Origin of the sequence: Pseudomonas sp. CFBP 8770, assembly GCF_014841705.1 — a bacterium.
Taxonomy (GTDB): Bacteria; Pseudomonadota; Gammaproteobacteria; order Pseudomonadales; family Pseudomonadaceae; genus Aquipseudomonas.
Genome location: NZ_JACYUL010000003.1, coordinates 280,456 through 292,969 on the forward strand (window position 1 = coordinate 280,456; position 12,514 = coordinate 292,969).

Below are 12,514 nucleotides of genomic sequence, written 5' to 3' on the forward strand. Positions count from 1 at the left end.
TAGGCATCTTGCGTATCCTCGCGGGTCTCGTCAGACCAACGTAAAAGCGGAACGCCCCCAATGTCAGATTTGAAAACTGCCGCTCTCGAGTACCATGCCCATCCCCGCCCAGGCAAACTGAGCGTCGAACTCACCAAGCCCACTGCAACCGCCCGCGACCTGTCGTTGGCCTACAGCCCCGGTGTAGCCGAGCCCGTTCGCGAGATCGGTCGCGATCCCGAGCTGGCCTACAAGTACACCGGCAAGGGTAACCTGGTAGCGGTCATCTCCGACGGCACCGCCATCCTGGGCCTGGGCAACCTCGGCCCGCTGGCTTCCAAGCCGGTCATGGAAGGCAAGGGCGTTCTGTTCAAGCGTTTCGCCGGCATCGACGTCTTCGACATCGAAGTCGACTCGGAAAGCCCGCAGGCCTTCATCGACACCGTCAAGCGTATCTCGATCACCTTCGGTGGCATCAACCTGGAAGACATCAAGGCGCCCGAGTGCTTTGAAATCGAACGCGCGCTGATCGAGCAGTGCGACATTCCGGTGTTCCACGATGACCAGCACGGTACCGCGATCGTCACCGCGGCCGGCATGATCAATGCCCTGGAAATCGCCGGCAAGACCCTGGAAGACGCCAAGATCGTCTGCCTGGGGGCGGGTGCCGCCGCCATCTCGTGCATGAAGCTGCTGGTCAGCATGGGCGCTCGCATCGAAAACATCTTCATGATCGACCGCACCGGCGTGATCCATGCTGGCCGTGACGACCTGAACCAGTACAAGGCGGTTTTCGCCCACACCACCGAGAAGCGCACCCTGGCCGATGCCCTGCAGGGCGCCGATGTGTTCGTCGGTCTGTCGGGTCCCAACCTGCTGAGCGCCGAAGGCCTGAAGTCGATGGCTGCCAATCCGATCGTGTTCGCCTGCTCCAACCCCGATCCGGAAATCTCCCCGGAACTGGCGCACGCCACCCGTGACGACGTGATCATGGCCACCGGTCGTTCCGACTACCCGAACCAGGTCAACAACGTGCTGGGCTTCCCGTTCATCTTCCGTGGTGCTCTGGACGTTCGCGCCAAGCGCATCAACGAAGAAATGAAGATCGCCGCCGCCAACGCCTTGCGTGAACTGGCCAAGCTGCCGGTGCCTCAGGAAGTCTGCGACGCCTACGGTGGTATCTCGCTGGAATTCGGTCGTGAGTACATCATTCCCAAGCCGATGGACCCACGCCTGATCACCCTGATCTCCGACGCCGTCGCCAAGGCTGCGATCGAGACAGGTGTGGCCACCCTGCCGTACCCCAAGCATTACCCGCTGCAGAGCGTGGATGACGTGTTCAACGGCTAAGCCTTTGGAAGCGCCATGAAAAAGCCCCGGCTCGCGAGAGTCGGGGCTTTTTTTGTGGTGGCCGCGAAGGGCTCGACGCGGTCTGGGATCAGAACAGATCGATCGGTGCCGACTCATCTGCCGGGAGCGGGCTGCCGGGTGCGCTGCCGCCACCGAACTCGCTGTTGGAGGGCGGTGTGTCTTCGCTCTTGAACAGCTCGAAGTAGGCGCCAGGCGTGCCCGGTGCGGCAGCGCGGCCGCTGATCGGGTCTACCCGCAGACTCAGGATGCCTTCGGGCTCGGGCTGCACATGAGCCGGCTTGTCCTTGAGCGCGGCGGCCATGTAGGTCATCCAGATCGGCAGCGAAACCGTGCCGCCGAACTCATGCCGGCCCAGGGTTTCAGGCTGGTCGAAGCCTGACCAGACAGTGGTCATGTAGTCGGCGTTGTAGCCCGAGAACCAGGCGTCCTTCGAGTCGTTGGTAGTGCCCGTCTTGCCGGCCAGGTCGGTACGACCCAGGGCCATGGCGCGGCGTCCGGTGCCCTTCTTGATGACGTCCTCGAGCATGCTGGTGAGGATGAACGCGGTGCGCCCGTCAATGATCCGCTCGGCAATCACCGGGGCCGGGGCGGCGCCCGGCGTCAAGGTGGCGTCCACCGCGATGGGCGCCGATACCGTGGTCGTACCAGCCGGTGCCGCCTGGGGTGTGGCAGCGGCAATTTCATCGGCCGGTACCGTCGGCGGATTGGCGCGGAACAGGGTCTCGCCGTTGCGGCTGTCGATACGCTCGATCAGGTACGGCGAAACCTTGTAGCCGCCGTTGGCGAATACGCTCCAGCCGGTGGCGATTTCCATGGGTGTCAGGGTGGCGGTGCCCAGTGCCAGCGACAGGTTGCGGGGCAGGTCCTGCTTGTTGAAGCCGAACTTGCTGATGTAATCGATGGTGCTGTCTACACCCAGGCTTTGCAGCACGCGGATCGATACCAGGTTGCGCGACTTGTACAGCGCTTCACGCAGGCGGATCGGGCCCAGAAAGGTATTGGTGTCGTTCTTGGGGCGCCAGACCTTGTCCACCGATTCGTCGACGAACACGATGGGGGCGTCGTTGACCAGGCTGGCAGGCGTATAGCCCTTGTCCAGTGCCGCACTATAGATGAACGGTTTGAAGCTCGAGCCCGGCTGGCGCTTGGCCTGCATGGCGCGATTGTAGTTGCTCTGTTCGAACGAGAAGCCACCGACCAGGGCGCGAATGGCGCCGGTACGTGGGTCCAGTGACACCAGCGCGCTCTGCACCGTCGGCACCTGGCTGAACTTCAAGGTGTCATCGTCTTGACGCTGCACGCGGATCAGATCGCCGACCTGTGCAACATCCGACGGCTGCACAGGCGTGCGCCCGACGCTGTTGGTGTTCATGAAGGGGCGGGCCCATTTCATGCTGTCCCAGGCAATCGACTCCTGCTTGTCGTCGCGGGTGAGCACGACGATGCCCGTCTTGTCGACCTTGGTGACGATGGCAGGCTCCAGGCCGTTCAGCGGACGCTGGCGAGTCAGCTCCTGGGCCCACTCGCGCGGCGTCTTGCCCGGCAGGCGAGCTTCCGGACCGCGGTAGCCATGGCGTTGGTCGTAGGCGATCAGCCCGGAGCTGATGGCGTGGTTGGCGTCTTCCTGCAGATTGCTCGGCACCGTGGTAGTGACGTTGAAGCCCTGTGTATAGGCCTCGCTGCCGTAGCGCCCGACCATTTCGGCGCGGGCCATTTCGGCGATCCACGGCGCGCTGACTTCCGGCGTGGGCACGTGATAGCTGGCGTTGAGTGGTTCGCTGATGGCAGCGTTGTAACTGGCTTCGTCGATTTTGCCCAGGCGGAACATGCGTCCCAGGATCCAGTCGCGACGTTCTTTGCTGCGTACCGGGTTGGCCAGCGGGTTGAAGCGCGACGGCGCCTTGGGCAGGCCGGCGATCATCGCCATCTGCGCCAGGCTGACGTCGCGGATCGACTTGCCGTAGTACACCTGTGCGGCAGCTTCGATGCCGTAGGCGCGGTTGCCCAGGTAGATCTTGTTCACATACAGCTCGAGAATCTCATCCTTGGTAAGTTGGCGCTCGATTTGCAAGGCAAGAAGGATTTCAGTGATTTTGCGTGAAAAACTGCGTTCGGACGTCAAGAAATAGTTCTTGGCGACCTGCATGGTGATGGTGCTGCCGCCGGTCTGGATATGACCGCTGCGCACCAGCTGCGAGGCGGCGCGCATGAGGCTGCTGGGGTCGACGCCGTAATGGTTTTCGAAATTGTCGTCTTCGGCCGACAACAAGGCTTGGATGAAATGTGGCGGAATCTCGGCGAACTTGATCGGCGAGCGGCGCATCTCGCCAAACTCGGCGATCAGTTTTCCGTCGCTGCTGAAGACCCGCAGGGGGATCTGCAGCTCGACGCTGCGCAGGGCGTCGACAGACGGCAAGCTGGGGCTGAGATACAGAAATGCCCCGCTGAGCACGAGCAACAGCCCGCAGACGACGGCGAGGAAGGACCACCAGAAAAACTTCAGCAGGCGTATCAAGGCTTTTGGATTTCCAGATAAAAGAATGGGTTAAGCGCAGCACGCAGTACGTGGAAAAAACGCTGGGCATTATAAGCATTTTTCGACCCGGAGCGTCATTTGCGCTTCTGTCAAGACTGCTATTAAATGCCTTGTACGACAAAGGGTCCGTAAGTCGCGGATAGTAATAGGGAATCGGTTGTGCGTGGACTCTTCAGCAAGAAAGCACATTCGCTATTGGGCATCGATATCAGTTCCACGTCGGTCAAACTGCTCGAGCTGAGCCGCACGGGCAACCGTTTCCGGGTCGAGTCGTATGCCGTGGAACCGTTGCCGGCCAATGCCGTGGTCGAGAAGAACATTGCCGAACTCGAAGGCGTGGGCCATGCCCTGAGCCGCGTGCTGGTCAAGGCGCGCACCGGTACCCGCATCGTGGCGGTGGCCGTGGCCGGTTCGGCGGTGATCACCAAGACCATCGAGATGGACGCCGGCCTGTCGGACGACGAGCTCGAGACGCAACTCAAGGTCGAGGCCGACCAATACATTCCCTACCCCTTGGAAGAAGTCGCCATCGACTTCGAAGTACAGGGTTATTCGACGCGCAACCCGGAGCGGGTCGAGGTCCTGCTGGCGGCCTGCCGCAAGGAGAACGTCGAAGTCCGCGAGGCCGCCCTGGCCCTGGCCGGGCTGAGCGCCAAGGTGGTGGATGTCGAGGCGTATGCCCTGGAACGCGCCTTCGGCCTGCTCACCGCGCAACTGGCGGGTGGCAACCAGGCCCTGACCGTGGCCGTGGTGGACATCGGCGCGACCATGACCACCCTCAGCGTGCTGCACAACGGTCGCATCATCTATACCCGCGAGCAGTTGTTCGGGGGGCGCCAGCTGACCGAGGAAATCCAGCGCCGCTATGGCCTTTCCAACGAGGAAGCCGGCCTGGCCAAAAAGCAGGGCGGGCTGCCAGACGACTATGTGGCCGAAGTGCTGCAACCGTTCAAGGATGCCGTGGTGCAACAGGTGTCGCGCTCGCTGCAGTTTTTCTTTGCCGCCGGCCAGTTCAACGATGTCGACTACATCATGCTCGCCGGTGGCACTGCTTCGATTTCCGGCCTGGATCGACTGATCCAGCAACGCCTGGGCACCCCGACCCTGGTGGCCAACCCGTTCGCCGACATGGCCCTGAGCAGCAAGGTCAATGCCGGTGCGCTGGCCAGCGATGCACCGGCCTTGATGATCGCCTGTGGCCTGGCCCTGAGGAGCTTCGACTAGATGGCAAGGATCAACCTGCTGCCGTGGCGCGAGCAGCTGCGAGAAGAGCGCAAGCGACAATTCCTGATTGCCATGGCCGGCGTGCTGGTCGGCGCCATTGCAGTCATTTTTCTGGCGGACCGATTCATCGGCAATGCCATCGACACCCAGACGGCGCGCAACGCCCACCTGCAATCCGAGATCGTCCTGCTCGATCAGCGCATCAAGTCGATCAGTGAGCTCAAGGCGCGCCGCAAGCAATTGCTCGAACGCATGAAAACCATTCAGGACCTGCAGGGCAACCGCCCGATCATCGGGCGCATCTTCGACCAGATGGCGCGCACGCTGCCCGACGGCGTGTACTTCACCGACGTGAAAATGACCGACAAGAGCATTGCCATCGCCGGCGCCGCCGAGACCAACAACCGCGTGTCCGACCTGCTGCGCAACCTCGACGCCTCGACCTGGCTGGAAGCGCCTGCCCTCAACGAGGTCAAGGCCAACACCAGCGCCGACGTCAACGGTGCCAACAGTTTCCAGTTGACCGTGCGCCAGACCGCTCCGGTCCAGGCTGAAGGGGACGACAAATGAACCCTTCGAGCTGGATGGACAGCCTGCGCAAGGTCGAACTCAGCGAGCTGGACCTCAACAACATCGGTTCGTGGCCCACTGCGGTCAAGGTGATTGCCGGCGTGTTGCTGATGGCGCTCATTCTGGGCCTGGGCTACAACTTTCACATCTCGGACCTCGAAGCGCAGTTGCAGCAGCAGGCCGACCAGGAAGCTACGCTCAAGGAGCAGTTCTCCACCAAGGCCTTTCAGGCGGCGAACCTGGAGACCTACACCGAACAGATGCAGGAAATGGAAACCTCGTTCGGCGCCATGCTGCGCCAGTTGCCCAGCGACACCGAAGTGCCGGGCCTGCTCGAGGACATCACGCGTACCGGTCTGGGTTCGGGGTTGGAGTTCGAAGAAATAAAATTGTTGCCTGAGGTGACCCAGCAGTTTTATATCGAGCTGCCGATACAGATCAGCGTGACCGGTACCTACCACGACCTGGCCACCTTCGTCAGTGGCGTGGCCAGCCTGCCACGGATCGTCACCCTGCACGATTTCGAAGTGAAACCCGTGGACCCGAAGGCCAGCAACAGCCAGCTGCGCATGAGTATCCTGGCCAAGACCTACCGCTACAATGATCAAGGCCTGCCTGGCGCGGACGCAGTAGCGACACAGGGGCAAGCGAAATGAAAGCAGTATTCGTTGCAGGCCTGGCCGTGTGCACGCTGGTACTGGCTGGTTGCGGTGGCAACGGCGATTTCGCCGACCTCGACGCATTCATGGCCGAGGTCAAGGCACGGCCCAAAGGCAAGATCGAACCGATACCGCGCTTTGCGCCCTATCAGGCGTTCAGCTACGAGGCCGCGTCGTTGCGCAGCCCGTTCCAGCCACCGATCAAGATCGAACTGGTGAACAGGCAGAAGGGCTCCCGGCTCATCAAGCCCGACACGACGCGGGTCAAGCAATTCCTGGAGGGTTTCAACATCGAGGATTTCGAAATGGTCGGCACCCTGGGCAACGCCGGTGGGCGCTTTGCCTTGATGCGCGGCGCCGGTGGCGTGCACCGCCTGAAGGTAGGCGATTACCTGGGTCGCAACGATGGGCGGATCATCGCCATCAGCGATGCCCAGGTCGATGTCGTTGAAATCGTTCCCGATGGGGATGGTGGTTGGTTGGAGCGGCCTCGCACCATCCCGCTCAAAGAGCGCTCGTAAAGGGCTTGGGTCAAGCATGTCTAGTGGAACTCGAAAATGAACAGGATTCTCTCAGCCTTCGGTATTTCGCTAGGGATAGCGACGCTTTCACCGATCGTCATGGCCGCGAACTTGAAGACGCTCGACGTTGCTTCCCTGCCCGGTGATCGCGTCGAGCTCAAGCTTTCGTTCGACGGCCCGGTCACGGCGCCACGCGGCTATACCACCGAGCAACCGGCCCGGATCGCCCTCGACCTGCCTGGCGTGACCAGTCAGCTGGGCGCCCGCAGCCGCGATCTGGGCGTGGGCAATGCCCGCAGCGTGGTGGTGGTCGAGGCCACCGACCGCACGCGGATCATCGTCAACCTGACCAAGCTGGCGCCCTACAGCACCCGTGTGCAGGGCAACGACCTGTTCGTGTTGGTGGGCGAGGGTGCCGCGGCCCTGCAGGGTACGGCGATACCGGCACCGACAGCCGCCCGGCCCGCCCCGCGACCCGCAGCCGCGCCTGCGCGCGCGGCAGTACCCGCCGGTCGGGCCATTCGCAACGTCGATTTTCAGCGCGGCGAGCTGGGCGAAGGCAATGTGATCATTGACCTCAGCGACCCGACCATCAGCCCCGATATTCAAGAGCAGGGCGGCAAGATCCTGCTCAATTTCGCCAAGACCCAACTGCCCGATCCGCTGCGCGTGCGCCTGGACGTGAAGGATTTCGCGACCCCGGTGCAGTTCGTCAACTCATCGGTCAGCGCCAATGGCGCGACCGTGACCATCGAGCCCAGCGGCAGCTTCGACTACTCCTCGTACCAGACCGAAAACCGCCTGACCATCAGTGTGCGACCGCTGACCAACGAGGACGTGGCGCGGCGCAATGTCGAGCGCAATGTCTATACCGGCGAGAAGCTCTCGTTGAATTTCCAGGACATCGACGTGCGTTCGGTGCTGCAGCTGATCGCCGATTTCACCAACCTCAACCTGGTGGCCAGTGACACGGTGCAGGGTGGCATCACCCTGCGCCTGCAGAACGTTCCCTGGGATCAGGCGCTGGACCTGGTGCTCAAGACCAAGGGCCTGGACAAGCGCAAGGTCGGCAACGTGCTGCTGGTGGCGCCGGCCGACGAGATTGCCGCCCGCGAGCGCCAGGAGCTGGAGTCGCAGCGGCAGATCCAGGAGCTGGCGCCCCTGCGCCGCGAGTTGATGCAGGTCAACTATGCCAAGGCTGCCGACATCGCCAAGCTGTTCCAGTCGGTGACCCGTGGCGAGAACGTCGAGACCGAGCGCGGCTCGATCACCGTCGACGAACGCACCAACAACATCATTGCCTATCAGACCCAGGATCGCCTCGACGAACTGCGTCGCATCGTCACCCAGCTGGACATTCCGGTGCGTCAGGTGATGATCGAGGCGCGCATCGTCGAAGCCAACGTCGGCTACAACAAGGCGCTGGGCGTGCGCTGGGGCGGTTCGACCAACCTGAGGGGCAAGAACAACTGGACGGCCTATGGCCTGGACAACAATGGCGATGAAGCCGGCAATACCGGTGCCGACGTCGGCAGCAACACGCCCTTCATCGACCTGGGGGCCGCCGATGCGACCTCTGGCATCGGCCTGGGCTTCGTGACCAACAACGTTCTGCTGGACCTCGAGCTCAGCGCCATGGAAAGCACCGGCAACGGCGAAATCGTTTCCCAGCCCAAGGTGGTGACCTCGGACAAGGAGACTGCAAAGATCCTCAAGGGCACCGAGGTGCCATACCAGGAGGCCAGCTCCAGTGGCGCCACCACGGTGTCGTTCAAGGAGGCTTCGCTGTCACTCGAGGTAACGCCGCAGATCACGCCGGACAGCCGCATCATCATGGAAGTGAAGGTCACCAAGGATGAGCCCGACTACTTGAACGCGGTGCTGGGCGTGCCGCCGATCAGCAAGAACGAGGTCAACGCCAAGGTGCTGGTCAACGACGGCGAGACCATCGTCATCGGTGGGGTTTTCTCCAACACGCAAAGTAAAACCGTGGACAAGGTGCCCTTTTTGGGCGACGTGCCGTATGTTGGGCGCCTTTTCCGTCGGGATGTCGTGTCGGAAGCCAAATCCGAGCTGCTGGTATTCTTGACACCGCGTATCATGAATAACCAGGCGATTGCTGTGAGTCGTTGATTCTGTGCGAAATTTGATACTTGTTGGGCCAATGGGTGCAGGCAAGAGCACCATTGGCCGTTTGCTGGCCAAAGAGCTTCGGTTGCCGTTCAAGGATTCCGACAAGGAAATCGAGACCCGTACCGGGGCGAATATCCCGTGGATCTTCGATCAGGAAGGCGAGGCCGGCTTTCGCGACCGCGAGCAGGCCATGCTGGCCGAGCTGTGCGAATTCGACGGCCTGGTCCTGGCCACTGGCGGTGGCGCGGTCATGCGTGATGAAAACCGCCAGGCGCTGCACGCCGGCGGGCGCGTGGTCTACCTGCACGCTTCGGTCGAGCAGCAAGTCGGTCGCACCGCCCGTGATCGCAATCGGCCGCTATTGCGCACCGCCAATCCGGAGGCCACGCTGCGGGCCCTGCTGGCAATCCGCGATCCGCTCTACCGCGAAATCGCCGACCTGGTAGTGCAGACCGATGAGCGCCCACCGCGCATGGTGGTTCTTGATATCCTCGAACGTCTGCAACGCCTGCCGCCGCGCTGAAAGCGGTGGGTGCGCGTGCGCGGCCATCCGCTACCGGCGCAGAACGCTGTTACATGGGATTCGATTCACAGCTCAGATTCATAGAACAATAGTGGGGACACATGCAGACACTCAAGGTTGACCTCGGCGAGCGCAGCTATCCGATCTATATCGGCGAAGGGCTGCTCGACCAGGCCCGGCTGCTGGCCCCGCACATTGCCGGGCGAAAGGTGGCGGTCATCTCCAATGCGACCGTGGCGCCGCTCTACCTGGACCGCCTGACCCAGACCCTGGGGGCCTATTCGGTGGTGCCCGTGGTGCTTCCGGACGGCGAAGCGTTCAAGAACTGGGAAACCCTGCAGACCATTTTCGATGCCATGCTCACCGCACGGCTGGATCGGCGCGTTACCGTGATTGCCCTGGGCGGTGGCGTCATCGGCGACATGGCGGGGTTCGCTGCTGCCTGCTACCAGCGCGGTGTCGATTTCATCCAGGTGCCGACCACGCTGCTGTCCCAGGTCGACTCGTCGGTGGGTGGCAAGACCGGCATCAATCATCCGCTGGGCAAGAACATGGTCGGCGCGTTCTATCAGCCGCAGGCGGTCGTGATCGATACCGCCACCCTGGCCACCTTGCCGCCGCGCGAGCTGTCGGCGGGGCTGGCGGAGGTGATCAAGTACGGGTTCATCTGCGACGAGCCGTTCCTGGGCTGGCTGGAAGCGCACGTCGATGCCCTCCGTGCGCTCGATCAGGCGGCTCTCACGCTGGCCATCGCCCGCTCCTGCGAGGCCAAGGCACGGGTGGTCGGCGCGGATGAACGTGAGTCCGGTGTGCGTGCCACGCTGAACCTGGGGCATACTTTCGGTCACGCCATCGAGACCCATATGGGGTATGGTGTGTGGCTTCACGGTGAGGCCGTGGGGGCCGGTACGGTGATGGCGCTGGAGATGTCCATGCGTCTGGGCTGGATTACCCAGGCCGAGCGTGATCGCGGCATTCGTTTGCTGCAGCGTGCCGGCCTGCCGGTGGTACCGCCGGCGGAAATGACGCCGGCCGATTTCCTCGAGCACATGGCAATCGACAAGAAAGTGCTGGATGGCAGTCTGCGCCTGGTGCTGCTGCGCAGCATGGGCGAAGCGGTGATCACCGCCGACTACCCGCACGATGTGCTTCAGGCGACCCTGGAAGCGGATTACCGCGCCATCGTCGCCGGGCTGGAAGCCTAGTGGAGCCTGTTCCAGCAGGACGTGTTTCCAGCAACCCATCAACGATCCACCTTTGTTCTACGAGAGTTCGATGACAAGTCTGCATGCCGATGAGGCCTTTCTCGGCCACTACCAATTGGATCATGACCCCTTCGCCGCAAGGGTGCCTGGCTTCAAATTCTTCCCGGCCCAGCGCAAGCCGGTGCTGGGTCAATTGCACCATCTGGCGCGCTATAGCCAGCTGTTGCTGGTGGTCACCGGCCCCCATGGCAGTGGCAAGACCCTGCTGCGCCAGGCCCTGGTCGCCAGTACCAACAAGCAGTCGGTGCAAAGCATCGTGGTGTCGGCGCGCGGGGCCGGCGATGCCGCCAGCGTGCTGACCCAGGTCGCCCAATCGCTCAACCTCAATACTCTGGAAGTGCCGGCCCTGCTCGCGCAGATCGTCCAGCTGGGGCTGACCGGGCAGGAAGTCTACCTGCTGGTGGACGACGCGGAACAACTCGACGAATCCGCACTCGAAGCCCTGCTGGCGTTGGCGGCGGGCACCGCGGACGGGCGCCCACATGTGTTCCTGTTCGGCGAGCCTTCATTGATCGCGGGCCTGGAGCAGTTCAGCGCCGGGCAGGAATTGTTCCACGTGATCGAGCTGCAACCGTACAGCCTCGAGGAAACCCGCGAATACCTGGCGCTGCGTCTGGAGGGTGCCGGTAAGGGAATCCAGTTGCTCACCAATGATCAGATTGCCGACATTCACGAAAACTCGGATGGTTGGCCTGGAGCCATCAATCAGGTTGCTCGTGACGCACTGATCGAGGCCATGATCGCTAGCCGCTCGTCGGTGAAGCGTCCTGCTATGGGGTTTAAGATGCCTAAGAAACACGTATTGGCGATTTCCGCCGTTGTCGTCGTCGCTGTGGCCGCCGCCTGGCTGATACCCAGCCGCGATGGCAAGGCACCGAGCACGACAGAACAGGCTCAGCTGCCGATGGGGCAGGGGCAGCCCACTGCCGCTCAATCCAACAACGGCAATCCATCGGTCGAATTCAATGGCAGCTCCCAGTCGTTGCCGATGAATGGGCAGCAACCGGTCATGCGTGGCCCGCTGGCCGAGTCCACCGGCATGGGCGACGGAGAAGAGACGGGCGACGCGGTGAACACTTCGCCGCAGCCGCCTACCGTCACCACCATCGCACCGCCGGCCGGTGTGCCTGCAGGTTCGCCTGCAGCGGTCGCGCCGACCCCCGCGCCTGCGCGTCCGAGCGCTCCGGCAGCAACCACCAAGCCTGCGCCGACCACGGCCGTCAAGCCTGCGCCTGCGCCCACCGTGGCGGCCAAGCCAGCCCCGGCGGCTCCTGCAGCGGCCGGCAAGCCTGCCGCCGGCGGCAGCTGGTATGCCGGGCAGTCGCCAAGCAACTATGTGGTGCAGATTCTGGGGACCAGCAACGAAGGCGCTGCGCAGGCCTACGTCAAGGAGCAGGGTGGCGAGTTCCGCTACTTCAAGAAAACCCTGCAAGGCAAACCGCTCTACGTGATCACCTATGGCAGCTTCGCCAGCCGTGATGCCGCCGTTGCCGCCATCAAGAACTTGCCAGCCAAGGTCCAGGCTGGTAAACCTTGGCCACGCACTGTCGCCAGCGTCCAACAGGACCTCGCGACAGCTCGCTGATTGTCGGGCGGCACCCTATCCCCGCCGCCCCACCCTCCGGCGTCATCTGAATCCCGAGCCTGCCCCGCACTGCGAGGCAGGCTTCGCCGTCCCTGTCCCCTGGTTTGCTCTGAAAGGCTCAAGCACGGGCCTTGCAGACATGCGGGCT

General features: G+C 62.8%; 10 protein-coding genes. 9 read left to right on the plus strand and 1 reads right to left on the minus strand.

The window, feature by feature from the left end:
* The first annotated feature begins 60 nt into the window (after positions 1 to 60).
* The gene (locus IFT98_RS08605; protein ID WP_122714552.1) at positions 61 to 1,329 is read left to right on the plus strand and encodes a malic enzyme-like NAD(P)-binding protein; all 1,269 of its coding nucleotides are present in this window, start codon (positions 61 to 63) and stop codon (positions 1,327 to 1,329) included.
* Between the two features lie 88 nt (positions 1,330 to 1,417).
* Here the strand turns inward: IFT98_RS08605 and IFT98_RS08610 are convergent, their stop codons facing one another.
* Positions 1,418 to 3,862 carry a penicillin-binding protein 1A gene (locus tag IFT98_RS08610; RefSeq protein WP_446730825.1) on the minus strand — a complete coding sequence of 815 codons (2,445 nt, stop codon included), beginning with the start codon at positions 3,860 to 3,862 and terminating at the stop codon, positions 1,418 to 1,420.
* Positions 3,863 to 4,045: 183 nt separating this feature from the next.
* Here IFT98_RS08610 and IFT98_RS08615 point away from each other — a divergent pair, with 183 nt between their 5' ends.
* From IFT98_RS08615 to IFT98_RS08650, 8 genes are all read left to right on the plus strand, one after another.
* On the plus strand, positions 4,046 to 5,110 hold the full coding sequence (locus tag IFT98_RS08615) for a type IV pilus assembly protein PilM (RefSeq protein ID WP_122714554.1): 1,065 nt from the start codon (positions 4,046 to 4,048) through the stop codon (positions 5,108 to 5,110).
* Positions 5,111 to 5,680 carry a PilN domain-containing protein gene (locus IFT98_RS08620; RefSeq protein WP_192048060.1) on the plus strand — a complete coding sequence of 190 codons (570 nt, stop codon included), beginning with the start codon at positions 5,111 to 5,113 and terminating at the stop codon, positions 5,678 to 5,680.
* The gene (gene pilO, locus IFT98_RS08625; RefSeq protein WP_122796579.1) at positions 5,677 to 6,336 is read left to right on the plus strand and encodes a type 4a pilus biogenesis protein PilO; all 660 of its coding nucleotides are present in this window, start codon (positions 5,677 to 5,679) and stop codon (positions 6,334 to 6,336) included. Before IFT98_RS08620 ends, pilO begins: the two co-directional genes overlap by 4 nt.
* Entirely contained in the window at positions 6,333 to 6,860 is a 528-nt protein-coding gene (gene pilP / locus IFT98_RS08630; RefSeq protein WP_192048061.1) for a type 4a pilus biogenesis lipoprotein PilP, read from the plus strand. Before pilO ends, pilP begins: the two co-directional genes overlap by 4 nt.
* Positions 6,861 to 6,896: 36 nt before the next feature.
* Complete coding sequence (pilQ, locus tag IFT98_RS08635) at positions 6,897 to 8,993, plus strand: type IV pilus secretin PilQ (RefSeq protein ID WP_192048062.1); 2,097 nt, start codon at positions 6,897 to 6,899, stop codon at positions 8,991 to 8,993.
* A 4-nt stretch (positions 8,994 to 8,997) separates the two neighbouring features.
* Positions 8,998 to 9,516, plus strand: coding sequence for a shikimate kinase AroK (aroK, locus tag IFT98_RS08640; protein ID WP_043191342.1), 519 nt, complete (start codon positions 8,998 to 9,000; stop codon positions 9,514 to 9,516).
* Positions 9,517 to 9,617: 101 nt separating this feature from the next.
* Complete coding sequence (gene aroB, locus IFT98_RS08645; RefSeq protein ID WP_192048063.1) at positions 9,618 to 10,721, plus strand: 3-dehydroquinate synthase; 1,104 nt, start codon at positions 9,618 to 9,620, stop codon at positions 10,719 to 10,721.
* Between the two features lie 70 nt (positions 10,722 to 10,791).
* Positions 10,792 to 12,366, plus strand: coding sequence for an SPOR domain-containing protein (locus IFT98_RS08650; protein WP_192048064.1), 1,575 nt, complete (start codon positions 10,792 to 10,794; stop codon positions 12,364 to 12,366).
* Positions 12,367 to 12,514: the final 148 nt, after the last annotated feature.

What these genes read in the sequence shown, in the direction of transcription:
- pilO (WP_122796579.1), top strand. Translation starts at nt 5,677, where the DNA reads ATGAACCCTTCGAGCTGGATGGACAGCCTGCGCAAGGTCGAACTCAGC.
- IFT98_RS08605 (WP_122714552.1), top strand. Translation starts at nt 61, where the DNA reads ATGTCAGATTTGAAAACTGCCGCTCTCGAGTACCATGCCCATCCCCGC.
- pilP (WP_192048061.1), top strand. Translation starts at nt 6,333, where the DNA reads ATGAAAGCAGTATTCGTTGCAGGCCTGGCCGTGTGCACGCTGGTACTG.
- pilQ (WP_192048062.1), top strand. Translation starts at nt 6,897, where the DNA reads ATGAACAGGATTCTCTCAGCCTTCGGTATTTCGCTAGGGATAGCGACG.
- IFT98_RS08620 (WP_192048060.1), top strand. Translation starts at nt 5,111, where the DNA reads ATGGCAAGGATCAACCTGCTGCCGTGGCGCGAGCAGCTGCGAGAAGAG.
- aroB (WP_192048063.1), top strand. Translation starts at nt 9,618, where the DNA reads ATGCAGACACTCAAGGTTGACCTCGGCGAGCGCAGCTATCCGATCTAT.
- IFT98_RS08650 (WP_192048064.1), top strand. Translation starts at nt 10,792, where the DNA reads ATGACAAGTCTGCATGCCGATGAGGCCTTTCTCGGCCACTACCAATTG.